Raw genomic sequence first — 24,882 nt, forward strand, 5'->3', positions numbered from 1 at the left:
GTGGGGCGGTGGTCGGCCACATCCGCCCGACCGGGGCACTGGCCCCTGCGGGACGGGCCTGACCTCCGCTGTCGGGTGCGGCGCCGCGGGGGCTGGTCGCGCAGGTCCCCGCGCCCCTAGGAAGTGGGGGCTGAGCGTGTGGGTTCCGGTGCGCCGTCCCACCCAGGGGCGCGGGGAACTGCGCGACCAGCCCCCACCGGGCCGCACTTCTCCGCGCACCCCCCGGCCAGGGGAACGGCATGATGGTGATCGTGCGTTCCACCCTCACCTTCCAGCCCGTCCTCGACCGCATCGCCGACGAGATCGCGCAGACCCCCACCCGCGGCCGCCCCGCCGACTACATCCCGGCCCTGGCCGCCTGCGACCCGGCCCGCTTCGGAATGGCCGTCGCGGAGCTGGACGGCACGGTGTACGGCGTCGGCGACTGGCGCCAGCCGTTCTCGGCGCAGTCCATCACCAAGGTCTTCACCCTCGCCCTGGACCTGGCCCGCGAGGCGGACGAGCTCTGGGAGCACGTCGGCCGCGAGCCCTCCGGCAACCCCTTCAACTCCCTCGTCCAGCTGGAGTACGAGAACGGCATCCCCCGTAACCCCTTCATCAACGCCGGCGCCCTCGTCGTCACCGACCGCCTGCACACCCGTACCGGCGACGCGGCCGGCACCCTCCTCGACTTCCTGCGCACGGAGAGCGGCAACGACCGCCTCGCCATCGACGAGGACGTCGCCGCCTCCGAGGCCGCCCACGGCGACCGCAACGCCGCACTCGGCCACTTCATGGCCTCCTACGGGAACATCGACAACCCGGTCCCGGTCCTCCTGGACGCGTACTTCCGCCAGTGCTCCGTCGCGGCGTCCTGCGCCGACCTCGCCCTGGCCACCGGCTTCCTCGCCCGCCACGGCATCCGCTCCGACGGCTCGCGCCTGCTGACGCAGCGCCAGGCCAAGCAGGTCAACGCGGTCATGCTCACCTGCGGCACCTACGACGCGGCCGGCGAGTTCGCCTACCGCGTCGGCCTGCCCGGCAAGAGCGGCGTCGGCGGCGGGGTCATCGCCGTCGTCCCCGGCCGCTGCACGCTCTGCGCCTGGAGCCCGGGCCTGGACGAGCAGGGCAACTCGGTGGCGGGCGTCGCGGCCCTGGACCGCTTCACGACCCTCACGGGCCTGTCGGTGTTCTGACGCCGCGGGTCCGCCCGGCCGTCAGCCCCGCACGGACCGCCCGCCGCGCCGGCCGCGCGCGCCGTGCAGGCGCAGCGCCAGCGCCACGGCGCCCGCGCCGAGACCCGCGGCGCCCGCCAGCGTCCCCGCGATCACCGGCCAGTCGCGGTCGTCGCCCGAGCCGCCCGAGTCGCCGGAGCCGCCGCTCCCGCCGGCCGCCGGCGCCGGTCCGGCCTGCGGGGCGGACGTCGCACCGGTACCGGGACGCGCGGGCGTCGTGGCGCCCGGGCCCGGGGCGGGCCGGGCGGCCGGACGTGGCAGGAGCGACCCGACCGGTTCGACGCGCCCGGTGGCCCCGAACCCCCAGTCGAGCAGCGAGCGCGCCTCCTCGTACACGGCGAACCGGCCGCCCGCCCGAGGGTCCATCACCGTCACGACGAGGGTGTGCCCGCCCCGGCGCGCGGCGGCGACGAGGGTGCTGCCGGCCCGCGAGGTGGAGCCGTTCTTGACGCCGATGAGCCCGGGATAGGGCGCGACCCCGTCGGCACCGGTCAGCAGCCGGTTGGTGTTCTGGATCTCGTACGCCCGCCCGTCGCCGGGGAACGCCGCCCGGACGGTCGCGCAGTAGCGCACGAAGTCCGTGTTCCGCAGCCCCGCGCGCCCGAAGACCGCCAGGTCGTACGCCGACGACACCTGGCCGGGCATGTCGTAGCCGTCGGGCGAGACGACCCGGGTGTCACGGGCGCCCAGGGACCGCGCCTTGGCCTCCATCTGGGCGGCCGTGCTCTCCCAGCCGCCGTTCATCCGGGCGAGTACGCGCACGGCGTCGTTGCCGGAGTTGAGGAAGACGCCCCGCCACAGGTCGGAGGCCCGGTAGGTGCGTCCCGCGCGGACGCCGACCATGCTGCTGCCGGGACCGATGCCCGCCAGGTCCTCCTCGGTGACGGTGTGCCGGACCGCCGCGGGCAGCGTCGGGAGCACGGTCACCGCGAAGAGGGTCTTCAGCGTGCTGGCGGGCGGCCGTCCGACGTGCGCGTCACGGGCCGCCAGCACCTCGCCGGTGTCGGCGTCGGCCACCAGCCAGGACCGCGCGGAGAGGTCCCGCGGCACCGCGGGCGCCCCGGTCCGTGGCCTGACCTGTGTCCCCGGACGGTCCAGGAGCGAAGGGGGCGCGGAAGGCGGCGGAGGGGGATCGGCGGCGCCCGGCGTGGGCGCGGCGACCGCCTCGGCGGGCGCGTCCCGAGTGCCCGCGTACGCCCCGCCGTGGACCGCTGCCGCTCCCGGCGCGAGGGTGAGCGCCCCGGCGACACAGAGCGCGGAACAGGAGACAGCGGTACGGGCAGAGAATCCGATGGTCATACCGCAAACGTAGGAACGGGCAGGTCGCAATGCCCGCTGCCCCGGCCGAACGGGTCCGCCGGACACCCGGATGCCGCAGCGGCATCCGCGCACCGCGCTACTGCGCTCCCGGCACCGTCTGCCGGACCTGGCGCAGGAACGTGGCGTTGTCCGGGGTCCGCCGCAGGTGCTCCAGCAGGGTCTCCAGGCCCGCCTGGCCGTCGCCGCGGGAGTGCAGGGCGCGCCGCAGCCCGCGCAGGGCCGCCAACTCGGCCGCGGGAACCAGCAGTTCCTCGCGCCGGGTGCCCGAAGGCGTGATGTCGACGGCGGGGAAGACGCGGTGGGAGGCGAGGCCGCGGTCCAGCCGCAGCTCCATGTTGCCGGTGCTCTTGAGCTCCTCGAAGTAGTAGTCGTCGGCGCGGGAGCCGGTCTCGACGAGGGCGGTGGCGAGGATGGTGAGCGAGCCGCCCTCCTCGGTCAGGCGCGCGGCGCCGAAGAACCGCTTGGGGCCCTGGAGCGAGGAGGCGTCGACGCCGCCGCTGAGGGTGCGGCCGCCCGCGGCGGCCGCGTTGTTGTGGGCCCGGCACAACCGGGTGAGCGAGTCGAGGAGGATCACGACGTCCTGGCCGTCCTCGACGAGCCGCTTGGCGCGTTCGATCGCCAGCTCGGCGAGCGCGATGTGCTGCCGGGGGCTCTGGTCGAAGGTGGAGGCGAACACCTCGCCGCGTACGGAGCGGCGCATGTCGGTGACCTCCTCGGGGCGCTCGTCGAGGAGCACCACCATCAGACGGGCCTCGGGGTGGTTGCCGGCGACGGCGGCGGCCAACTGCTGGAGCAGCACGGTCTTGCCGGTCTTCGGCGGGGCGACGATCAGGCCGCGCTGCCCCTTGCCGACCGGTGCGACCAGGTCGACGAGACGGGTGGTGACACCGCCCGCGGGGTGTTCGAGCCGCAGCCGCTCCTGCGGGTGCAGCGGGGTCAGGTCCCTGAAGTGCGGGCGCCGGCGCGCCTCTTCGGCGGGGCGGCCGTTGATCAGCCGCACCTCGGTGAGGGCGCGCTGCCGGCCGTCGCGCAGCCCTTCGACGAGGTCGCCGCCGCGCAGGCCGTACCGGCGGATCAGGGCGGCGGAGACCTGTGGGTCGGCTCCGCCGGGGAGTAGGTTCGGGGCGCGCAGGTGGCCCTGCCCGCCGGAGGTGATGTCGAGTACGCCGGTGGCCGTCTCCCGGATGACGGGAGCGGGCGGGCGTTCGAGTGTGGTGGTCATGAGGGGTGTCCTTTCGGGGACGGGTGTGTGTCCTGACGGACACGCGTTCTTCAGACAAGGGGGGAAGGGCCGGGGCAGGGGCGGTGTCCGCACGCCCTGCGCGGCAGGAGGCGTCACCTCCCGTACCGCGCACCGCCGGGAACGACGGGACGACGCCTGCGACGCAGGTGGTACGGAGAGGTACTGCGCAAGAACGGCTGCGAGCCGGTCGGGAACCGACGGGCGGGACGGCCGTGGGAAATGGAACGGCACCGGCGCCAGGAAAAGGCGTACACAAGTGCTGAGGGCACTGTAGCACCTCCGTCCTCGGCCAGGGGTGGGAAGCCGGATCCGGGGCGTTGACAGGCCTGCCGTCCGGCGCCACGGTGGTCGGCATGGCCGATGCCGGGATCGTCGATCGGGTACGGGAACTGCGGCCGCTGATCAGGCGGAACGCGCTGCGCGCCGAGCACGGGCGGCGGGTGCCGGACGAGGTGGTGGCCGCGCTCTCCGCCACCGGAGTGCACCGGATGAACGTCCCCCGGCGCTACGGCGGTCACCAGAGCCCGCTGCGCACCCAGGTCGACGCCTTCGCCGAGATCGCCGCCGAGTGCGCCTCCACGGCCTGGGTGACCCTGGGGCACGCGGGCGTCTCGTACATCGCGGCCCTCTTCTGCGACGAGGCGCAGGACGACTTCTTCACCGGCCCGGACGGTCCGGACGTCAGGATCGGCGGGACGCTCGTCCCCGGCACCACGGCGGTGCCGTACGACGGGGGATACCGGGTGAACGGGGCCTCGGCCTTCGCGACCGGCTGCCACCACGCGCGGTGGCACCTGATGACGGCCGCGGTCGTCCCGCCCGACGGCGGGCCCCGGGAGGGGCCGCCGGAAATGGTGTGGGTCGCGCTGCCGATGGCCGAGCTGGAGATCCTCGACGACTGGGACCCCACGGGACTGGCCGGTACCGGCAGCAACACCGTCGTGGCCCGGGACATTCCCGTCCCCGCCCACCGGACGCTGCCGGTCGCGTCGATGCTCGCCGGGCTGACCCCGTCGAAGGCCACCGCGGACGACCCCTTCTACCGCATGCCGGTGCTGATGCTGTTCTGCGCGTGGGCGGCGTCGGCGGCCCTGGGCATGGGGCGGGCGGCGCTCGCGGAGTTCGACGCACGCATCCACCGGCGCGGCATCACGTACACCGTCCACGAGCGGCAGAACGAGGCCACCGTCACCCATCTCCAGTTCGCCGAGGCGCGGTTGAAGGTCTCCGCCGCCGAACTGGTGGTGGCCCGGTTCGTCGCCGAGATCGAGGCCAGGGCCCGTGACGACGGCTCGTACACCCCGCTCACCCCGCTCGAACGGGCCAGGATCCGGGCCGAGAGCGGGTACGCCGCCCGGCTCTGCAAGGAGGCCGTGGACCTGCTCGCCTCGGCCTCCGGTGCCTCCTCCCTCCAGCGGGACGTGCCCATGCAGCGCATCGCCCGAGACATCCAGGCCCTGTGCCTGCACTCCTACGTCAACCCCGCCACCAACCTGGAGGTCTACGGCCGGGTGCTCTCGGGCGTCGACCCGGGCACCCCCTTCCTGTGACGCCCTCCGGAGCGGCCGGCGGGCGGCCGCCGCCGTCCGTCAGGGAGCCATCTCGAAGACGCCGTAGCCGAACGCCTCGGCGGTCAGCGTGCCGTCGGCGGCGTCCACCCCGCGGACTTCGAGGGGCCGGCCGGGCCGGAGGTCCCCGAGGGGACAACTCGTCTCCTGTCGGCGCGGGTTGACGGCGACGAGGTACCGGCCGCCGCGCACGTGCACGAACGGGTAGCCGTCGTGCACGATCTCCACCGAGCCGTCCGGGCCCAGTTCGGGCGCCGAGGTGCGCAGCGCGACCAGACGGCGCACCAGGTGCAGCAGGGACGTGTCGTCGGCGCGCTGGGCCGCGACGGTGGGGCGGCCGGGGTCCGGGTCGATGGGCAGGTAGGGGTGCCCGGACGTCGAGAAACCGGCGTTCGGGCCCTCGTCCCACTGCATCGGCGTACGGGAACCGGCCCGGTTGTAGCGGGGCCCGAGCACGCTGCCCTCGGTGTCGGGCAGGTCCGGGACGTACCGCATGCCGATCTCGTCCCCGTAGTAGACGGCCGGCAGGGTGGGCCAGGTGAGCTGGAAGACGAAGGCCACCGGGAGCTGTTCGGCCGTGCGCGGCCCGCAGTTGAGGCGGGAGAAGTCGTGGTTGGCGGTGGGCAGCGAGATGAAGCCGCTGCTGCCCAGCGCCGTCGACGCCTGCCGCCACGCCTCCACGAAGGGGCGCGGCGAGCCCCTGCCGTCCGCGTCGAAGAAGCAGTCGAGCGGGTCCCAGTCGGGGTTGACGGTCCCGGAGCCGTTGCTCCACAGCGAACGCAGCGCCAGACCGTCCGAGGGGCCGCCGAACTGGAGGAAGAAGTCCGTGTGGAAGCCCGCCGGGACGGACACCTCCGGATCGCCCCACTCGGAGAGCAGCACCGCCTCCGGGTGCCTGCGGTCCAGCCAGTGCCGCAGCTCCGTCCAGATCGCGCTGGTCTCCGCCTTGTCCGGGTCGTCCTTGACGAGCGAGGCGGCCATGTCGACCCGGAACCCCGACAGGCCGAGGCCCAGCCAGTGGTCCATGACCGTGCGCAGCGCCTCCCGGTTGGCGCGCGGACCCTCCGCGTCCACCGGCTGACGCCACGGCTCGGCCGGGTTCCGGCGTGCGTAGCCGAAGTTGAGGGCGGGCTGGAAGGCGAAGAAGTTGGGCAGGTAGGCGCCGGGCCTGCTGCCGGGCGAGGCCACGAAGCCCTCCGGCCGCCCTTCCGGGGTCCAGATGTAGCGGTGATCCGCGGGGTCGTCGGCCGACGCGGTGAACCACGGGTGCTGGTCCGAGGTGTGCCCCGCGACCAGGTCGAGCAGGACGCGGATGCCGCGGCGGCCCGCCTGCTCGACCAGCTTCGCCAGGTCGTCCTCGGTGCCGTAGCGCGGCGCCACCTTCAGATAGTCGGCGACGTCGTACCCCGCGTCCCGGAACGGCGAGACGAAGCACGGGTTCAGCCAGACCGTGTTCACACCGAGCCAGGCCAGGTGGTCGAGGTGTTCGGCGATGCCGGCGAAGTCGCCGATGCCGTCGCCGTCGGAGTCCGCGAACGACTGCGGGTAGATCTGGTAGAAGATCGCGTCGGCCAGCCAGGCGGGGGCGGGACGGAAGGAGGTCATGAGGCGTATACAGCCTTTCCCTGGGCGGACGTCGTACAGATGACGGGCGTTCGCTGCACCGGGACGTATGACCGGCGCCGGTGCTTTGACACCCGGCACTCCTCACTCACTGCCGGGACTCACTGCCGAGGGTGACAGCGCCCGCCGGTGTCCGGAAGGCCGTGCCATGGCCAGAGCCCGGGTGGGAAGCCCTATGCTGAGCCGCGATGTTCACCCCGCAAGGCCCCACGTTCCGCGAGCTCGCCGTGCAGGCGCTGTCGTCCGTCGAGCACGGCTACGACCTGCTCGCACCCAAGTTCGACCACACCCCGTTCCGTACGCCGGACCCGTTCCTGCGGTCCGTCGAGCGGGCCCTGACGGGGCTCGGCCCGTTCGACCGCGGGCTCGACCTGTGCTGCGGCACCGGCGCGGGCATGGACGTGCTGCGGACGGTGTGCCGGGAGCGCATCACCGGCATCGACATCAGCACGGGCATGCTCGACGTGGCGCGCCGGCGCCGGGGCACGGACGGGCCGCCCGCCTCCTGGGTGCGCGGTGACGCCCGCGCCCTGCCGTTCGGGCCCGTCTTCGACCTGGTGGTGAGCTTCGGCGCGTTCGGGCACTTCCTCCCCCGTGAGCTGCCGGGACTGTTCGCGCAGGTCCACTCGGTGCTGCGGCCCGGCGGGCGGTTCGCCTTCCCGATCGTGGCGCCGGCCCGCCCCGGCTCGCGCGGCCACCTGGCCATGCTGGGCTTCGACGCGGTGATGAAGGTCCGCAACGCCGTGTGGCGGCCCCCGTTCGTCATGTACTACCGGGACTTCCGGCTCGGCGAGGTCCGGCGGGAGCTGACCCGCGCCGGTTTCTCGGTCGAGCTGTACGCCCTGCCCGGGTTCGGCCGCCGGGACGACGGCAGCCCGCGCTGCCGGATGGTGCTGGCCKCCCGGCCCGAAAGGCCCGGACCAGCGGTTTAGCCGCCGGGGACGCCGGATCCGGCGCCTGCTCGGCCCGCGCCGGCACACCGGCGTATGGGAACCGTCAAGAGCGTGCCGGGCGGCGTATGGGAGCCGTCAACGAACGCCGCGGGCGGCTCCGGCGGATGTTTGCTCAGGAGGTCAACGCGGTCCACCGGGACCCGGCGCAGCGCGTCGGGGCGCCGGCGGCCGCATCCCGCACCTCATCCAGGAGCTCACGATGGCCGATCTGGCCTTCGTCGTCACCACGATCGCAGTCTTCGCGCTGGTGGCCCTCGTCGCCAAAGGGGTGACGAAGCTGTGACCGCCGACAACGTCGTAGGCCTGATCGTGGCCGTCGCCCTGCTGGGCTATCTCGTCCTCGCCCTCGTGTTCCCCGAGAGGTTCTGAGCCCCGTCATGAGTCCCGTACTCGCCGGCGTCCTCCAGCTGCTGGCCCTCACAGCGGCGCTGGCCCTCGTCCACCGCCCCCTCGGCGACCACATGGCCCGGGTCTACTCCTCGGACAAGCACCTGCGCGTCGAGAAGTGGATCTACAAGGGCATCGGCGCCGACCCCGACACCGGGATGCGCTGGCCCGCGTACCTGCGCGGCGTCCTCGCCTTCTCCGCGGCCGGAGTGCTCTTCCTCTACCTGCTGCAGCGCGTGCAGGGCGTGCTGCCCGGTTCGCTCGGCTTCTCGTCGATCGACCCGGACCAGGCGTTCAACACGGCCGTCTCCTTCGTCACCAACACCAACTGGCAGTCGTACTACGGCGAGCAGGCCATGGGCCACGTCGTGCAGACCGCCGGCCTCGCCGTGCAGAACTTCGTCTCCGCGGCCGTCGGCATGGCGGTCGCCGTCGCCCTCGTACGGGGCTTCGCGAGGTCCCGCGACGGCGCGCTCGGCAACTTCTGGGCGGACCTGGTGCGCGGTGTCGTCCGCATCCTGGTGCCGCTGGCCGTGGTCGCCGCGATCGTCCTGGCCGCCTGCGGGGTGATCCAGAACTTCTCCGGCATCCACGAGGTCGGCCAGTTCACCGGCGCCCCGCAGCAGTGGAACGGCGGCGCGGTCGCCTCCCAGGAGGCCATCAAGGAACTCGGCACCAACGGCGGCGGTTACTTCAACGCCAACAGCGCCCATCCCTTCGAGAACCCCACGCCCTTCTCGAACCTCTTCGAGATCTTCCTGCTCCTGGTCGTGCCGTTCTCGCTGACCCGCACCTTCGGCCGCATGGTCGGCAGCCTGCGGCAGGGGTACGCGATCCTCGCCACCATGGCCACCATCTGGCTCGGCTTCACCGCCCTGATGATGTGGACCGAGTTCGCCCACCACGGCCCGGCCTTCGAGCTGGCGGGCGGCGCCATGGAGGGCAAGGAGACCCGCTTCGGCGTCGGCGGCTCGTCGATCTTCGCGGTCGCGACGACGCTGACCTCCACCGGCGCGGTCAACTCCTTCCACTCCTCGTTCACCGGACTCGGCGGCGGCATCACCCTGCTGGGCATGCAGCTCGGGGAGATCGCGCCAGGCGGGACCGGCTCCGGCCTCTACGGCATGCTGATCATGGCGGTCATCGCGGTGTTCCTCGCGGGGCTGATGGTCGGCCGCACACCCGAGTACCTCGGTAAGAAGATCGGCACCCGCGAGATCAAGTTCGCGGCCCTCTACATCCTGATCACCCCGGCACTGGTGCTCGTCCTCACCGCCGCGGCCATGGCCCTGCCGACGCCGGGCGACTCGATGACCAACAGCGGGGCGCACGGCTTCTCCGAGATCCTCTACGCCTACACCTCCGCGGCCAACAACAACGGCTCGGCCTTCGCCGGCCTGAACGCGGACACCCAGTGGTTCAACACCACCCTCGGGCTGGCCATGCTGCTGGGCCGGTTCCTGCCCATGGTGTTCGTCCTCGCGCTGGCCGGCTCGCTCGCCGCCCAGCAGCCCGTACCGGCGACCGCCGGCACCCTGCGGACGGAGAAACCGCTGTTCAGCGGGTTGCTGGTGGGCGCGATCCTCATCATCACCGGACTGACGTACTTCCCGGCGCTCGCGCTGGGCCCGCTCGCCGAAGGACTGGCATCATGACGACACCCGTACGCACCGACACACCGGCCGGACGCACCGCCGGCGGGGACCACGGGGGGAACCGCGGCGGTGACCGCAGCGGCGAGAACCGCGTCGGCGCCGGCCTCTTCGACCCCAGGCAGCTGCTCAGGTCGCTGCCGCAGGCCGTCCGCAAGCTCGATCCGCGGGTGATGGTCAAGGCACCGGTGATGTTCGTGGTGCTGGTCGGCTCGGTCCTCACGACGGCTTTCGCCCTCAAGGACCCGGGCGACTGGTTCGGCTGGGCGATCAGCGCCTGGCTCTGGCTGACGGTCCTGTTCGCCAACCTGGCCGAGGCGGTGGCCGAGGGCCGCGGCAAGGCGCAGGCCGACACGCTGCGCAGGGCGAGGACCGACACCGTGGCCCGACGGCTCCACGGATCCGGTGAGGAGGCGGTCGGCGGCACCGAGCTGCGCGTCGGCGACCTGGTCGTCTGCGAGGCCGGCGACACCGTCCCCGGCGACGGTGACGTCGTCGAGGGCGTGGCGTCCGTGGACGAGTCGGCGATCACCGGCGAGTCGGCTCCGGTCATCCGCGAGTCCGGCGGCGACCGCTCGGCCGTCACCGGCGGGACGAAGGTGCTGTCCGACCGGATCGTCGTCAGGATCACCACGAAGCCCGGCGAGACCTTCATCGACCGCATGATCGGCCTGGTCGAGGGGGCCGCCCGGCAGAAGACGSCCAACGAGATCGCGCTGAACATCCTGCTGGCCTCGCTGACGGTCGTCTTCCTCCTCGCGGTGGCCACGCTGCCGGCGTTCGCGGACTACGCGGGCACCCACCTCACCATGATCGTGCTGGTGGCGCTGCTGGTCTGCCTGATACCGACCACGATCGGCGCGCTGCTCTCCGCGATCGGCATCGCGGGCATGGACCGGCTGGTGCAGCGCAACGTCCTGGCCCTGTCCGGCCGGGCGGTCGAGGCGGCCGGCGACGTCTCCACGCTGCTGCTCGACAAGACCGGCKCCATCACGCTCGGCAACCGCCGGGCCGCCGAGTTCGTACCGGTCGCCGGAGCCGACGAGGGCGAGCTGGCCGACGCGGCCCAGCTGTCCTCGCTGGCCGACGAGACGCCCGAGGGCCGCTCCGTCGTCGTCCTGGCCAAGGAGCGGTACGGGCTGCGCGAACGCCACCAGGGCGAGCTCGCGCACGCCGAGTGGATCACCTTCACCGCCCAGACCCGGATGTCGGGGGTCGACGTCGAGGGCCGCAGCATCCGCAAGGGCGCGGCCGGCTCGGTGGTCGCCTGGGTGCGCGAGCGCGGCGGCACGGTCGCGGCCGACGCGTCCGCCCTCGCCGACCGGATCTCCGGTGAGGGCGGCACCCCGCTGCTGGTGGCGGTCGAGGACGGCCGGGGCGCGCGGGTGCTCGGCGTCGTCCACCTCAAGGACGTCGTCAAGGACGGCATGCGCGAGCGGTTCGGCGAACTGCGGCGCATGGGCATCAGGACCGTCATGATCACCGGCGACAACCCGCTGACGGCCAGGGCCATCGCGGCGGAGGCGGGTGTCGACGACTTCCTCGCGGAGGCCACCCCCGAGGACAAGATGGCCCTCATCAAGCGGGAGCAGGCGGGCGGCAAGCTCGTCGCGATGACGGGCGACGGCACCAACGACGCCCCGGCGCTGGCCCAGGCGGACGTGGGGGTGGCCATGAACACGGGCACCTCCGCCGCCAAGGAGGCCGGGAACATGGTCGACCTCGACTCCGACCCGACCAAACTCATCGAGATCGTGGAGATCGGCAAACAGCTCCTGATCACCCGGGGCGCGCTGACGACGTTCTCCGTCGCCAACGACGTCGCCAAGTACTTCGCGATCATCCCGGCGCTGTTCGCGGCGGTCTACCCGGGCCTGGACAAGCTCAACGTCATGCGGCTGTCCTCGCCCGACTCGGCGATCCTCTCCGCCGTGATCTTCAACGCGCTGGTCATCGTCGCGCTGGTGCCGCTCGCCCTGCGCGGGGTGCGCTACCGGCCGCTGAGCGCGGACCGGCTGCTGCGGCGCAACCTCGGCATCTACGGACTGGGCGGCCTGGTCGCCCCGTTCGTCGGCATCAAGGCCGTCGACCTGATCGTCTCCCTCCTGCCCGGCCTGTGACCGGGCCGGACCGCCACCCCCTGAAAGCGTGCTGATCGCCATGAACAACCCGGTCACCAACACCGCCCGGCTGCTGGGCGCGGGTCTGCGGGCCCTGCTGGTCCTCACCGTGGTCTGCGGGGTGCTCTACCCCCTCGCCGTGACGGGCGTCGCCCAGGCACTCTTCCCCGCGAAGGCCGACGGGTCGCAGATCACCTCGGACGGCAGGGTCGTCGGCTCGTCCCTGATCGGCCAGCAGGGCTACGGGCTCGACTACTTCCAGCCCCGGCCCGCCAACGGCCTCGGGGAGAACTCGGTGAACACCCGCTACCAGCTGATCCTCTCGGGCGCCACCAACCGCTCCGGCGACAACGCCGAGCTGATCGAGTGGGTCCGGGAGGCGAAGGCGAAGGTGGTCAGGGACAACTCGACGCCCGGCCACCCCGTCCGTCCCTCGCAGGTCCCCGCCGACGCGGTGACGTCCTCCGGGTCCGGTCTCGACCCGGACATCTCCCCGGCGTACGCCCGGCTCCAGGTCCACCGCGTCGCCGAGCGCAACGACCTGCCGGTGGCACGGGTGCGCGCACTGGTGGACGCGCACACCGAGGGCCGCACCCTCGGCTTCATGGGGGAGCCCCGGGTGAACGTCCTCGAACTGAACACGGCGCTCAAGGAGCTGACCGGGCGCTGACGGGGCGCCGCCGGGACGCCGACGGGGCGACGGCCGGGCGCCGGTACGGCCTTCGGCGACCGGTGGCACACTGACCCGGTCACCGAAGGAGCCCAGCCAGTGCCCATGATCCGCAACCTGAGCCGTGCGGTCCGCCGTGCCTACCGTCACACGGTGGACCTCAGCCACCCCGCCCGCTCCCCGCTCGGCAGCGCGGTGGAGAACTGCGTGGTCTACCACCGGGGCGGGCGCCGGCCCGGTGACCGGTCGCCGCGGGAGGCGATCCGCGAGACCCGCGGGGCGGGCCGGGACGGCTTCGTGTGGATCGGCCTGCACGAGCCCACCGAGGACGAGTTCGCGGACCTGGCCGAACTGTTCGGACTGCATCCGCTGGCCGTCGAGGACGCGGTCCACGCGCACCAGCGACCCAAGGTGGAGCGGTACGGCGACACGCTGTTCGCCGTCTTCAAGACCGTCCGGTACGTCGAGCACGAACAGCTCACCGCGACCAGCGAGGTCGTGGACACCGGCGAGGTGATGGTCTTCGTCGGCCACGACTTCGTGATCACCATCCGGCACGGCCGCCACGGGTCCCTCGGTCCGCTCCGCGAGGCCCTGGAGGCGCTGCCCGAGCAGCTCCGCAAGGGGCCCTCGGCGGTCCTGCACGCCATCGCGGACCAGGTGGTCGACGACTACCTCGACGTCACCGACGCCGTACAGGGCGACATCGAGGCCGTCGAGACGGCGGTCTTCGCCGAGCGGACCGCCCGGGGCGACGCGGGGCAGGTCTACCAGCTCAAGCGCGAGCTCCTCGAACTGAAGCGGGCCGTGATACCCCTGCACCGGCCCCTGCAGATCCTCGTCGAGGACCCGCCGCCCGCCGTCTCGCCGGAGATCCGGCCGTACTTCCGCGACGTCGCCGACCACCTGGCCCGCGTCACCGAGCAGCTCACCGCCTTCGACGCGCTGCTCGACTCGATCCTGCAGGCACACGTCGCCCAGGTGACGGTCGCCCAGAACGAGGACATGCGCAAGATCACGGCGTGGGCCGCGGTCGTGGCGGTCCCCACCATGGTCTGCGGCCTCTACGGCATGAACTTCGACCACATGCCCGAACTGCACTGGACGTACGGCTATCCCGTGGTCCTGGGCGTCGTCGCCACCCTGTGCCTCGTCATCCACCGCGGCTTCCGCCGCAACGGCTGGCTCTGAGCGACGCCTCCTGGCGCCTAGCTCCTGAGGAACTCCAGCAGGTCGGCGTTGAAGGACTGCTCGAAGTCGCCCACCAGGCCGTGCGGGGCGCCCGGGTAGATCTTGAGCGTGGCGTCCTTGACGATCCGCGCGGTCTTCTCCGCGGCGGCCGCCACGGGCACGATCTGGTCGTCGTCGCCGTGCGCCACCAGGGTGGGCACGTCGATGCTGCGCAGGTCCTCGGTGAAGTCCTGCTCGGAGAACTGCTCGACGCAGTCGTACGCGCCCTTCAGCCCGACCTGCATGCTCCACAGCCAGAAGGAGCGGCGCAGGCCCTCCGACACGGCGGCGCCGGGCCGGTTGAAGCCGTAGAACGACTCGCTGAGGTCCCAGTAGAACTGCGAGCGGTCCGACTCGACGCCGTCCCGGATCCCGTCGAAGACCTCGCGCGGGGTGCCCTCGGGGTTGTCCTCGGTCTTGAGCATCAGGGGCGGCACGGCGCCCAGCAGGACGACCTTGGCGACCCGCCCGGTGCCGTGGCGCCCGATGTAGCGGGCCACCTCGCCGCCGCCGGTCGAGTGGCCGACCAGGACCACGTCGTCGAGGCCGAGGTGCTCGATGAGCTCGGCCAGGTCGTCCGCGTACCGGTCCATGTGGTTGCCCTGCCACGGCTGGTCCGAGCGGCCGTGGCCGCGCCGGTCGTGGGCGACGGCGCGGAAGCCGTTGTCGGCGACCAGGCGGGCCTGTCCGTCCCAGGCGTCCGCGTTGAGCGGCCAGCCGTGGCTGAAGACGACCGGCTGCCCGTCGCCCCAGTCCTTGTAGTGGATGCCGGTGCCGTCACCGGTGGTGAAGGTTCCCATGGGGGTGGTCCCTCCTGTCGGTCGGGTGCGCAGGATGCACGCGTGCCTTCGACCCTAATCCGGTACGGCGTTCCCGCAATCCGTCGTCGGACGGTGTTCACCGGCCCGACGGCATCGTTCACGCACCCGACGCACGGCAGCGGACCTCGGACCCGAGGACCCGCGGGCCGGCGGGTCAGAGGTCCGCCTCGTCCGGCAGGCCGTCCAGCGCGAGCCGGATCGCCGCCTCCGCACTGAGCCCCCGGCCCTCGCGGACCGCCTCGGTGAACGCGCTGTCCCCGAGGTCCGCCCGCAGCCGGCGCGCGTACTCCCGCCGGAAGACGGTCGTCTCGGTGTCGCCGAACTGGGGGAGACCGGCGGAGTACCAGAGGCGGGTGCCCACGCCCAGCAGCCGGGCGGCGCGCTCGGGCTCGCCGCCGACGGCCTCCGCGGCGATCAGCAGGTCCGCGACGGCCGCCGCCCCGAAACGGTCGTGGACGCGCCATTTGGCGGCCAGGGCCCGGCGCGCGGAACGCAGCGCGTCCTGGGGCCGCCCGAGCCCGATCCCGGCGAGGGCGACGAAGAAGTCGCCCCAGGCCCGCATCCACAGCTCACCGCGGGTCGCGCAGTCGACGCGCAGCCGCTCCGCGACCACCGCGCACCGCTCGAACGCGCCCTGTCCGGCCAGCAGGTACGCCTGCACGGCCAGGGTCAGCAGCTGGAAGAACTCCGCCCCGCCGCCGACCCCGGGCGCCTGCGCGCTGCTGCCGTACAGCAGCGCGGAGCGCGCCGACTCGCCGCGCACCGCGAGACTCGCCCCCGTCAGCGGCAGCGCCGGCACGGGGAGCCGGCGCTCCTGCGCCAGCCAGACGTAGGCCGCGCTCACCGACTCGGCGGCCTCCACGTCCTCCGGTACGACCGTGACCAGGCGGTGCGCCCAGATGGCCAGGGTGTGCCCGGAGGCGTCGTCGGGCACCTGGCGCAGGGCCCGCTCCAGATAGCCCCGCCCCTCGTCGGCGAAACCGCACGCGAACCAGAAGTACCAGAGGGTGCCGGTGAGTTCGAGCGCGGTCCCGGGGTCCGGCGCCGCCAGGGATTCCTCCAGGGCGACCCGCAGATTGGCGTGTTCCAGACTCAGCCGCTCGGCCCACATCCGCTGGCCGGGACCCAGCCACTCGGCCTCCCCCTGGCGGGCGATCCACCGGAAGTAGTCGAGGTGCCGCACCCGTACGGCGTCCTGTTCGCCCAGGCCCTCCAGCCAGTCGGCGCCGAAGGTGCGGATCGTGTCGAGCATGCGGTAGCGCCCGGCCACGCCGCTGCTCTCCCGGGTCACGATCGACTTCTCGGTGAGGGACGCGAGCAGCGCGAGTATCTCCTCGGGGTCCAACGGGCCGCCGTGGCACACGAATTCGGCCGCCTCCACGTCCCAGCCGCCCGCGAACACGGACAGGCGCGCCCACAGCAGCCGCTCCAGCGGGGTGCACAGCTCATGGCTCCAGCCGATCGCCGTACGCAGCGTCTGGTGGCGGGCGAGCCGCGGCCGGGCGGGCGAGACGAGCAGGTCGAAACGGGAGTCGAGGCCCTGCAGGAGACGGTCGAGGGGGAAGCCGCGCAGGCGCACCGCCGCCAGTTCCAGGGCGAGCGGGATCCCGTCGAGCCGGGTGCAGATCGCCGCGACGTCGGCCCGGGTGGCGTCCGTCAGCGCGAAGGAGGGTACGGCGGCCGCGGCGCGGGCCGTGAAGAGCGTCACCGCGTCGGAGTGCTCGCCGACCGGCAGCGGCGTCACCGGCAGGAGGTGCTCGCCCGCCACGCCCAGCGACTGCCGGCTCGTGGCCAGCACGCGCAACTGCGGTACCTGCGCCAGGAGTTCGTGGACGACCCGGGCGCACTCGTCCAGTACGTGCTCGCAGGTGTCCAGGACCAGCAGCACCGGCCCGTTGTCCAGGTGCTCGCAGACCGCCGTCAGGAGGGGACGCAGGGTCTGCTCGGCCAGCCGTGTCGCCTCGGCGACGGCGTTCGTCAGGAGGTCCGGGTTCTGCAGGTCGGAGAGCTCCACCAGCCACACCCCGCCGGGGAACTCCGGCTGCGCGGCGTGGGCCGCCCGCAGTGCGAGCCGGGACTTGCCGACCCCTCCGGGACCGGTGAGGGTCAGGAGTCTGGAGGAGCCCAACAGGGCCGAGATGCGGGCGAGTTCGGGTTCGCGGCCGACGAAGGTGTTGGACTCGGCGGGAAGGTTGCCGTTGCCGCTGCTGCGTACCGAGGTGCCCATTCGCTCCCCCTCACCCAACCGGTGGCGGCCACCCTAACGCCCTGGAGGAATCGTGTCCGGACCCCGCCGGCGGGACCCGTCCCCGAATCGGGGGTGGCACGCCGAGGGCCGGGCAGGTGTAGCGTGGAGAGGTCCCGGCACGCCGAACGGCGATCTTGGGAGGTGCGGGGGATGGCGACGGTGCCCGCGCCCAGGGCGGTGGGCGAGATGCGGCCCGGGGACCATCTGCTCCTCGGCTACGACGCGGACGAGGAACGCGAGACCGTGATCGGCGCCTTCCTCCTCGACGGGCTGGCCAGCGGGCACCGCGGGCTGGTGCTGGGCCCGGTCGACGTGCCCGCCGAACTCGCCCTGGCCTTCCTGGAGGACCGCGGCTGCGCCGTCGACGACGAACTGGCCGCCGGGCGCCTGGCGGTGGACCCGCACCTCGCGACGGCCGAGGGGCTGTGGGACGTCGACGAGGTGATCCGCCGCGAGACGCGCCGTGCGGTCGGCGACGGCTATCTGGGCCTGCGCGTCAGCATGGAGGTCATGCGCGAAGGCGCGGGCAAGGGGCTCAAGACGCTGCACGACAGCGAACTCCTCCTGGAACCGGTCTTCGCGTCCCTGCCGGTCCTCGGCATCTGCCAGTACGACCGCCGTGTCTTCGACGACCTCGAACTGGCCCCGCTGGAGGGGCTGCACCGCGGACGGGTCACCGCCGACCTCGTCTGGCGCGACGAACTCCTCTCCATCACCCGCATGTTCGCCCCGCCCGGCCTGGCGCTCGCGGGCGAGGTCGACGACACGAACGTCACCGCCCTGGCCCGCGCCCTACAGGGCGAGACGGCCCGCGCCCGGGCCCGCTCGGCCGACGGCCCGCGGACCCGGCTCGACCTGCGGGACCTGGCCTTCATCGACGTGGGCGCGCTGCGCCTGCTGGTGTTCACCGCCCTCTCGCTGCACGGCTTCGGCGGCACCCTCGTCCTGCACGGCGTCTCGCCCCACATCCGGCGGCTCATGCGCGTCACCGGCTGGGACCGCATCCCGGGCCTCCTCGTCGACGAGGGAGGTGTGCGGGAAGGGGCGGTGCGATGACGCGTTCCGTGGCCGGCCCGGGCGGTCGGTCCGGGCAGTCGGTTCAGGCGGCCGGACCGGTCGGCAGGGTCGCGAGGCCGGCCCGCAGGAAGGCCATCGCGGTGTCGATGTCGGCGTCGCTGGAGCGGTGACACACCTCGCTGATCACCGCGGCCGCCGCGGCCGCCGCCATACGGGGCCCGAAGTCGTCCGGGGCGTTGCCCTGCTCCTCGGCGAGGATCCGCGCGCCGTCCTGGATGATCTCCGCCATCCGCACCCCGGCGACGGCGCGCAGCTGCGGATTGAGGTCGAGCATGCGGTCGGCCAGATCGTCCAGGTCGCTGCGGTGGGCGACCTCCTCGCGCAGCCAGTGCTCCGTCGCGTCCAGGATCGTGACGTCCGGTCCCCGCTCGCGCAGCGCGGTGTCGAGCCGGCCGGTGAAGGCGTCGAACTCCGCCAGCGCCAGTTCCAGTTTGGACGGGAAATAGAGGGTAACCGTACGCGGCGACACCTCGGCCGCCGTGGCGATGTCGGCGATGGTCGTCGCCTCGAAGCCGTGGTCCGCGAAGAGCTCGTAGGCCGCCCGGAGGATCGCTTCCCGGCGCCGCGCCTTGCTGCGTTCCCGAAGGCCCTCACTCGTCATGGCGGCACTTTACCACCGATGGCTAATTTACATCCGACTGTAAAAATACCGTAGGGTGTAGGGACGTCGCGGTCCGACCGGGGGCCTGCGGGAAGAGGGAGGAAGGCCGGCATGGCGTCACGCCTGTACACCTGGGGACGATGGGCGGTGCGCCGCCGCGGCAGGGTCCTGGCCGTGTGGCTGCTGCTGCTCGGTGTGGTCGCAGGACTCGGCATCACCCTGCACGGCAAGGTGAGCACCGAGTTCTCGGTGCCGGGGATCGAGTCCCAGAAGGCCCAGGACCTGCTGGAGGAGAAGTTCCCGGCCGCCGCCGGCGGCGTCGCCCGGGTCGTGTTCGCCGCCCCCGGGGACGGGAAGCTCAGCGAGCCCGGCGCCGAGAAGGCCCTCACCGCGAGCCTGAAGAAGGCGGCCGGCGTGCCCGGCGTCGTGAACGTCTCCGATCCGGCGAGGACGGGGACCGTCTCGCAGTCGGGACGCATCGGCTACGCGGACGTCCGGTTCGGCCAGGCCGCCGACAATGTGCCCGAGACGTCCAAGGACGCCCTGTCGCGGGCGATGGAGCCCGCCCGGGACGCCGGTCTCGAAGTCGAGTTCGGCGGCTCCGCGATGCAGCCCAAGACCGAGGTCGGCGGTCCGGCCGAGATCGTGGGCGTCGTGGTCGCCTTCGCCGTCCTGGCCTTCGCCCTGGGCTCCCTGATCGCGGCCGGCCTCCCGCTGCTCACCGCCGTGGTGGGCGTGGCGATCGGCGTGCTCGGCGTGCAGTTCGTCTCCCGCTTCGTGGAGATGACCAGTACCGCCACCGTCCTCGCCCTCATGATCGGCCTGGCGGTGGGCATCGACTACGCCCTGTTCATCCTCTCCCGCCACCGCGAGCAGCTCGCCGACCCGGACATGGAGGTCGAGGACTCCATCGCGCGGGCCGTCGCCACCGCGGGCAGCGCCGTCGTCTTCGCCGGCGCCACTGTGATCATCGCGCTGGCCGCCCTGGCGGTCACCGGCATCCCGTTCCTGACCATCATGGGCCTGGCCGCCGCGGCGACCGTCCTGCTCGCCGTGCTCATCGCCGTCAACCTGCTGCCCGCCGTGCTGGGGATGTTCGGCGAGAAGCTGCGCCCGCGCTCCCGCCGCGCCGAGCGCACCGACGGCTCCGCCCCGCGCGCCCCCCGTTCCTGGGCGCTCGGCTGGGCCCGCCTGGTCACCGGCAAGCCCCTGATCGTCCTCCTGGTGGGCGTCGTCGGCCTGCTCGCGCTCGCCCTGCCCGCCCGCGACCTGCGCCTGGGGCTGCCCGGGTTCGCGTCCCAGCCCGCCGAGAGCACCCAGCACAAGGGCTACGACCTGCTCAGCGAGGGCTTCGGCCCCGGCTTCAACGCCACCGTCACCGCCGTCGTCGACACCAGGGGGATCCCGGCCGCGGACCGGACCGAGACCCTGACCCGGCTGCGTACGGACCTGTCCCGCGACCGGGGCGTGGCGGCCGCCGCCCAGCCCGTGCCCAACCCGGACGGCAGCCTGGCCGTCATCTCGGTCGTCCCGCGGACCGGCCCGGACGCCCCGGCCACCACCGACCTGGTGCACCGGCTGCGGGACAACGCCCCGGCCGTCGACAAGGCGGGCGGCACCCTCTACATCGCCGGCGCCACCCCCGCGGCCATCGACATCGCGGGCAAACTGTCCGGCGCCCTGCCCCTGTTCATCGCCATCATCGTGATCCTCGCGCTGATCCTGCTGATGATCGCCTTCCGTTCCCTGCTGGTCCCGGTGAAGGCTGCCCTCGGATTCCTGCTGTCGGTCGCCGCCTCCCTCGGCGCCACCGTCTGGGTCTTCCAGCAGGGCCACCTCAACGGCCTCCTGGACATCCCGTCCGCAGGCCCCGTCACCAGCTTCCTTCCGGTGCTCCTCATCGGAGTCCTCTTCGGACTGGCCATGGACTACGAGGTCTTCCTCGTCAGCCGCATGCGCGAGCACTACGAGCACACCGGGGACGCGGCCGAGGCCATCGTCCACGGCGTGGCGCGCAGCGGCCGGGTGGTCAGCGCCGCCGCACTGATCATGGTCGCGGTCTTCGGCGGCTTCGTCTTCAACCACGACCCGATCATCAAGTCCATCGGCTTCGCGCTGGCCTTCGGCGTCTTCATCGACGCCTTCGTCGTCCGGATGACTCTCGTGCCGGCCACCATGGCCCTCATCGGCCGCCGCGCCTGGGGGCTGCCCGGCTGGCTCGACCGCGTCACCCCCGACGTGGACATCGAGGGCGCCAGGCTCCCGGCGCCCGCCCCGGCCGGACAGGACGACGGGCACCGGGAGACGGTCGCCGCCCACGGCTCCCGCTAGCGGCCGGATCCGTCCGAAACCCGTCCGGAACCCTTCCGGCTAAGGGCCGGCGGTCGCGCCGACCGCCGGCAGGGTGAACTCGTAGACCAGTGCGTCCTGCTCCGCGTCGACCACCAGGTCGGTGATCTCCAGGGGCCGGGCGTACTGGTCGTGCACCCGCCGCCGCACCCGGACCGAGGCCGCGTCGCCGGGCCCGGTGATGGAGTCGCGGTGGTGCAGGGTCAGCCCCGCCCGGCGCATCCAGTCGTAGACGCGCTGCAGCTGGGCCGACGACCTGCCGTCCGCGCGGTCGCGGTAGCGGGCGAGTTCCTCGACCTCGGACAGGGCGACCGCGGAGAACGAGGTCACGGCCGTCCGCCGGCCGTGCCCGTCCGGCGCGGCGGACTCGTAGCGGTGCACCAGCGTCGGCCGCCACGGGGCCAGCCCGAGGGCCGCCGCATGCTCCGGCGGCGGCGTCTGCCAGTGCACCGTGGCGCGGTCGACGGCGAGCGGCCGGGACATGTGGGCGCCGAGCGGGAAGCCGAGCGACGGCGGCTGCTGCGCCGGCGGACCGGGCAGCTCCGCATGGGTGCCGCGCCGGTCGGTGGAGACCAGGCCGTCCCGGCGCAGGATGTCCAGCGCCTGCCGGACCGTCTCCCGGCTGGCCCCGAAGCGGGTCGCCAGCTGCCGCTCGCCCGGCAGCCGTTCGCCGGGCGCGATGGTGCCGTCGCGCAGCGCCCCGAGCAGCTCCGAGGCGATCCGCGCGTAGAGCGGCTGTAAGTCGTCGTGCGTCGTGCTGTGGGCCATGTCCGCGCTCCCCTTGTGACAAGACGTAGCCGTGCGGGCTCCGGGCCCGCGCCCCGGCCCTGGTCGCGGGGCCGGGGCGCGGGCCCTCGTACGCGACCATCTCTAGCATTGGTCTAAACCACGCGGGAAGTGCGCCCCGGCGGGTCGGCCGACATCAGGCCGGATCCGATCCGTGCGCCGGTCGGGCCGTCCCGTCCCCACCTGCCTGTGTCCGCCTCCTCAGAGCGACTTGTAGACGGCGTCGACGAGCGCCGTCTTCCTCGGGTCGTCGGCGATGTGCGGCCCCATGCGGTTCATGACGTACCCCAGGGAGACACCGGCGTCCGGATCGGCCAGACCGCAGGAACCGCCGAAGCCGTCGTGTCCGAAAGCCCGCGGATCGGGACCGTAGGACCGGCTCGTGCCACTGAGCCAGACGCCCAGGGCGATCTCCGTCTCCCGGCCCAGCCCGGCGCCCAGCACCAGGTCATGGCAGGCGCCCTGTCCCGTACGGACCCGCTCGGCCGCCTCCGCGGACAGGATCCGGTGCCCCCGGTACGTTCCCCGGCCGGCGAAGATCCCGTACAGCGCGGCGACCGCCCGCGCCGTGCCGTGCCCGTTGGCCGCCGGGATCTCGGCGGCCCGCCACGCCGCCGTGCCCGCGGCGGCGGCGCTCGCCGGGGGATTGGCGAGCGCGGCCAGCGCCACCGGCGGCATCCCGTCGAGCGCGGCCGCCCGCCCGCCGGGACCGGCGCTCCGCGGACCCACCAGCTCCGCCGCGCGCCCGTGGTCCCGCGGCGGCAGCCCGAAGGTGAAGTCGATGCCGAGCGGCCCGGTCACCTCCCGCCGCAGGAACGCGCCGGGCAGCAGCCCCGACACCCGGCGCACCACCTCGCCGACCAGGAAGCCGAACGTCAGCGCGTGGTAGCCCGACACCGTCCCCGGCTCCCACCAGGGCTCCGTCGCCGCGAGCCGCTCCGTGGTGAACTCCCAGTCGTAGAGCTGCTCCAGCGAGTGCGGCTCGCGCAGCCCGGCCAGCCCCGCCCGGTGCGACAGCAGATGCCGTACGAGCACGCCCTCCTTGCCCGCGGCCGCGAACTCCGGCCAGTGGTCGGCCACCGGCGCGTCCAGGTCCAGCAGCCCGCGGTCGGCGAGGATGTGCGCGCACAGGGCCGTCGGCCCCTTGGAGGTGGACCACACGTTGACGAGCGTGTCCCGCTCCCACGGCCGGGTGCGGGCGGCGTCCGCCCACCCGCCCCACAGGTCCACCACGCTCTCGCCGTCCACCATGACGCTCACGGCCGCGCCCAGCTCACCGCGCTCCCGGAAGTTCTCCTCGAACGCCTCGCGCACCGCCGCGAAGCGCGCCTCGCACCGGCCCCGGACCTCGGACATGACCCCTCCCGACTGTAGGAAGTGCAACGGCGACCGGTCACAGGTGCGACGGCAGCCAGGCCAGCTTGACCGCGTCCTGGTACGGCCCGCCGCCCTCGTGGTCGTTGAAGTCGTACACCTCGATCGCCTTGTCCTCGGCCGCCCATGCGTTGAACGCGGCGAACACCGTGGACGGCGGGCACGTCTGGTCCTCCAGGGCCGCCGAGAACAGCGCCGGCGCCCGCCCCCGCGCGGCGAAGTGCACGCCGTCGAAGTACGACAGCGTGCGCAGCACCTGCTCGGTGCGCCCCCGGTGCGTCTTCAGGTAGTTGCCGATCTCCCGGTACGGATCGCGGTCCGTGAGCCGCACGGCCCGCGGGAAGTCGCAGAGGAACGGCACGTCCGGCGCGACCGCCGCCAGGTCCGGCACCAGGCCGCCCACCGCGACCGAGATGCCGCCGCCCTGGCTCGTACCGACGACGGCGGTGCGCGAGGCGTCGACGAGCGGATGGGACCGGGCGGCCTCCACGGCCCGCACCCCGTCCGTGAACACCCGGCGGTAGTAGTGGTTCTCGGGGGCGTCGATGCCCCGCGTCATGAAGCCGGGGTAGGCGGGCACGCTGCCCACCGGGTCGGGCGTGTCACCGCCGCCGCCCCACGCGCCGCCCTGGCCCCGGGTGTCCATCACGAAGTGCGCGTAGCCCGCCGACGCCCACAGCAGGTGCGTGTGCGCGAGGCCGCGCCCGCCGCCGTACCCGATGAACTCCACGACCGCGGGCAGCGGTGCCTGCGTCCCGGCGGGCAGGGTCAGCCAGCCCTTCACCGGATGGCCGCCGAACCCGGCGAACGTGACGTCGTGCACCACGACGTTCCGCAGGTGCGTCCGCACCGGCTCGAAACGGGCGTCCAGGCCGTGCCCGCGCGCCTCCTGCAGCGTCTTCCCCCAGAACGCGTCGAAGTCCTCGGGCTCGACGGAGGCGCTGCGGTACTCCCGGAGCCGGTCGAGGGGGAGGTCGAACAGGGCCATGGAGGACCGCCTTTGCTACGGACGAGGGCGCGGGTGATCACACGGTACGGCCGCCGTCCGCGCCCCGCCAGGCCGTGTCCGCCCACCTTTCCCGGACCGGTGCGCGGACCCGTTCGCGCACGCACGCCGCAAACGCGCGTACGCGGGGCCCAACTCCCCGCTGCCGCAGCCGCGTTCGTTCGGTTACGGTGAGAGAGCGGGCGCTGACGCCTCGTCGGTGTCCGTGTGGAGGGGCGCATGGGCGGGGGCGGGGACGGAGCCGCGGAAGGCGGCCGGACGGCCAGGGAGCAACTGCCGAAACTACGGCTCGACGAGCTGCTCGACGAACTGCAGGGACGCATCGAGACCGTCCGCGGCACCCGGGACCGCCTCCACGGGCTCCTGGAGGCCGTCCTGTCCGTGGGACGCGAACTCAAGCTCGCGCAGGTGCTGCGCCGGATCGTCGAGGCGGCGATCGTACTGGTCGACGCGGAGTACGGAGCCGTCGGCGTCGTCGGACAGCAGCGGCAGCTCGACCAGTTCGTGCCCGTGGGCGTCACCGACCGGCAGTGGGCGCTGATCGGCGACCTGCCCTCCGGGCACGGACTGCTCGGCGAACTCATCCGGCACCCCGAGCCGTTGCGGCTCGCCGAGATCTCCGCGCACCCGGCGTCCACCG

At 73.3% G+C, this 24,882-nt stretch carries 19 protein-coding genes and 1 pseudogene; 11 read left to right on the forward strand and 9 right to left on the reverse strand.

Features of this window, described 5'->3' with window-relative positions; all coding sequences use genetic code 11:
- The first annotated feature begins 242 nt into the window (after positions 1-242).
- Positions 243-1,175, forward strand: a complete 933-nt coding sequence (locus FGF04_RS32450) for a glutaminase (RefSeq protein WP_149514982.1) — start codon at positions 243-245, stop codon at positions 1,173-1,175.
- A gap of 21 nt (positions 1,176-1,196) precedes the next feature.
- On the opposite strand, the gene FGF04_RS32455 is transcribed toward FGF04_RS32450, so the two are convergent.
- Together FGF04_RS32455 and rho are read right to left on the reverse strand one after the other, a co-directional pair.
- Positions 1,197-2,513: a D-alanyl-D-alanine carboxypeptidase family protein gene (locus FGF04_RS32455; protein WP_149514942.1), complete on the reverse strand. Its 1,317-nt coding sequence runs from the start codon at positions 2,511-2,513 to the stop codon at positions 1,197-1,199.
- Between the two features lie 97 nt (positions 2,514-2,610).
- A complete protein-coding gene (gene rho / locus FGF04_RS32460; protein WP_149514943.1) occupies positions 2,611-3,756 on the reverse strand; it encodes a transcription termination factor Rho in 1,146 nt (381 codons plus the stop codon).
- A gap of 374 nt (positions 3,757-4,130) precedes the next feature.
- Between rho and FGF04_RS32465 the strand changes: the two genes are divergently transcribed.
- On the forward strand, positions 4,131-5,327 hold the full coding sequence (locus tag FGF04_RS32465; protein ID WP_149514944.1) for an acyl-CoA dehydrogenase family protein: 1,197 nt from the start codon (positions 4,131-4,133) through the stop codon (positions 5,325-5,327).
- Positions 5,328-5,366: 39 nt separating this feature from the next.
- Here FGF04_RS32465 and FGF04_RS32470 read toward each other — a convergent pair whose 3' ends face one another.
- Positions 5,367-6,950, reverse strand: coding sequence for an alpha-amylase family glycosyl hydrolase (locus FGF04_RS32470; protein ID WP_149514945.1), 1,584 nt, complete (start codon positions 6,948-6,950; stop codon positions 5,367-5,369).
- Between the two features lie 206 nt (positions 6,951-7,156).
- Here FGF04_RS32470 and FGF04_RS32475 point away from each other — a divergent pair, with 206 nt between their 5' ends.
- The 6 genes from FGF04_RS32475 to corA all read left to right on the forward strand — a co-directional run bounded on the left by FGF04_RS32475 (position 7,157) and on the right by corA (position 13,941).
- A complete protein-coding gene (locus FGF04_RS32475) occupies positions 7,157-7,900 on the forward strand; it encodes a class I SAM-dependent methyltransferase (RefSeq protein WP_149514946.1) in 744 nt (247 codons plus the stop codon).
- Between the two features lie 300 nt (positions 7,901-8,200).
- Positions 8,201-8,290 carry a K(+)-transporting ATPase subunit F gene (kdpF, locus tag FGF04_RS32480; protein WP_018836529.1) on the forward strand — a complete coding sequence of 30 codons (90 nt, stop codon included), beginning with the start codon at positions 8,201-8,203 and terminating at the stop codon, positions 8,288-8,290.
- A gap of 8 nt (positions 8,291-8,298) precedes the next feature.
- Positions 8,299-9,963 (forward strand): potassium-transporting ATPase subunit KdpA, encoded by a 1,665-nt coding sequence (kdpA, locus tag FGF04_RS32485; protein WP_149514947.1) that lies wholly within the window; start codon positions 8,299-8,301, stop codon positions 9,961-9,963.
- On the forward strand, positions 9,960-12,080 hold the full coding sequence (gene kdpB / locus FGF04_RS32490) for a potassium-transporting ATPase subunit KdpB (RefSeq protein WP_149514948.1): 2,121 nt from the start codon (positions 9,960-9,962) through the stop codon (positions 12,078-12,080). Before kdpA ends, kdpB begins: the two co-directional genes overlap by 4 nt.
- 40 nt (positions 12,081-12,120) lie before the next feature.
- Positions 12,121-12,750 (forward strand): potassium-transporting ATPase subunit C, encoded by a 630-nt coding sequence (locus tag FGF04_RS32495; RefSeq protein ID WP_149514983.1) that lies wholly within the window; start codon positions 12,121-12,123, stop codon positions 12,748-12,750.
- Between the two features lie 105 nt (positions 12,751-12,855).
- Positions 12,856-13,941 (forward strand): magnesium/cobalt transporter CorA, encoded by a 1,086-nt coding sequence (corA, locus tag FGF04_RS32500; protein ID WP_149514949.1) that lies wholly within the window; start codon positions 12,856-12,858, stop codon positions 13,939-13,941.
- Positions 13,942-13,958: 17 nt separating this feature from the next.
- Here corA and FGF04_RS32505 read toward each other — a convergent pair whose 3' ends face one another.
- A complete protein-coding gene (locus FGF04_RS32505) occupies positions 13,959-14,780 on the reverse strand; it encodes an alpha/beta fold hydrolase (protein WP_149514950.1) in 822 nt (273 codons plus the stop codon).
- Positions 14,781-14,955: 175 nt separating this feature from the next.
- Positions 14,956-17,028 (reverse strand): ATP-binding protein, encoded by a 2,073-nt coding sequence (locus FGF04_RS32510; RefSeq protein ID WP_149514951.1) that lies wholly within the window; start codon positions 17,026-17,028, stop codon positions 14,956-14,958.
- Between the two features lie 171 nt (positions 17,029-17,199).
- Here FGF04_RS32510 and FGF04_RS32515 point away from each other — a divergent pair, with 171 nt between their 5' ends.
- The gene (locus tag FGF04_RS32515; protein WP_149514952.1) at positions 17,200-18,105 is read left to right on the forward strand and encodes an MEDS domain-containing protein; all 906 of its coding nucleotides are present in this window, start codon (positions 17,200-17,202) and stop codon (positions 18,103-18,105) included.
- A 43-nt stretch (positions 18,106-18,148) separates the two neighbouring features.
- On the opposite strand, the gene FGF04_RS32520 is transcribed toward FGF04_RS32515, so the two are convergent.
- Complete coding sequence (locus tag FGF04_RS32520) at positions 18,149-18,727, reverse strand: TetR/AcrR family transcriptional regulator (protein ID WP_149514953.1); 579 nt, start codon at positions 18,725-18,727, stop codon at positions 18,149-18,151.
- A gap of 111 nt (positions 18,728-18,838) precedes the next feature.
- Here FGF04_RS32520 and FGF04_RS32525 point away from each other — a divergent pair, with 111 nt between their 5' ends.
- A complete protein-coding gene (locus tag FGF04_RS32525; RefSeq protein ID WP_149514954.1) occupies positions 18,839-21,058 on the forward strand; it encodes an MMPL family transporter in 2,220 nt (739 codons plus the stop codon).
- A gap of 39 nt (positions 21,059-21,097) precedes the next feature.
- On the opposite strand, the gene FGF04_RS32530 is transcribed toward FGF04_RS32525, so the two are convergent.
- From FGF04_RS32530 to FGF04_RS32540, 3 genes are all read right to left on the reverse strand, one after another.
- Positions 21,098-21,844, reverse strand: a complete 747-nt coding sequence (locus FGF04_RS32530) for a GntR family transcriptional regulator (RefSeq protein WP_149514955.1) — start codon at positions 21,842-21,844, stop codon at positions 21,098-21,100.
- A gap of 219 nt (positions 21,845-22,063) precedes the next feature.
- Positions 22,064-23,218: a serine hydrolase domain-containing protein gene (locus FGF04_RS32535; RefSeq protein ID WP_149514956.1), complete on the reverse strand. Its 1,155-nt coding sequence runs from the start codon at positions 23,216-23,218 to the stop codon at positions 22,064-22,066.
- 37 nt (positions 23,219-23,255) lie between these two features.
- Complete coding sequence (locus FGF04_RS32540; RefSeq protein ID WP_149514957.1) at positions 23,256-24,224, reverse strand: acetylxylan esterase; 969 nt, start codon at positions 24,222-24,224, stop codon at positions 23,256-23,258.
- Positions 24,225-24,461: 237 nt separating this feature from the next.
- Here FGF04_RS32540 and FGF04_RS32545 point away from each other — a divergent pair.
- A pseudogene (locus tag FGF04_RS32545) lies at positions 24,462-24,882 on the forward strand (histidine kinase); the annotation flags it as partial.

The organism is Streptomyces apricus (assembly GCF_008369065.1).
Classification (GTDB): domain Bacteria; phylum Actinomycetota; class Actinomycetes; order Streptomycetales; family Streptomycetaceae; genus Streptomyces; species Streptomyces apricus.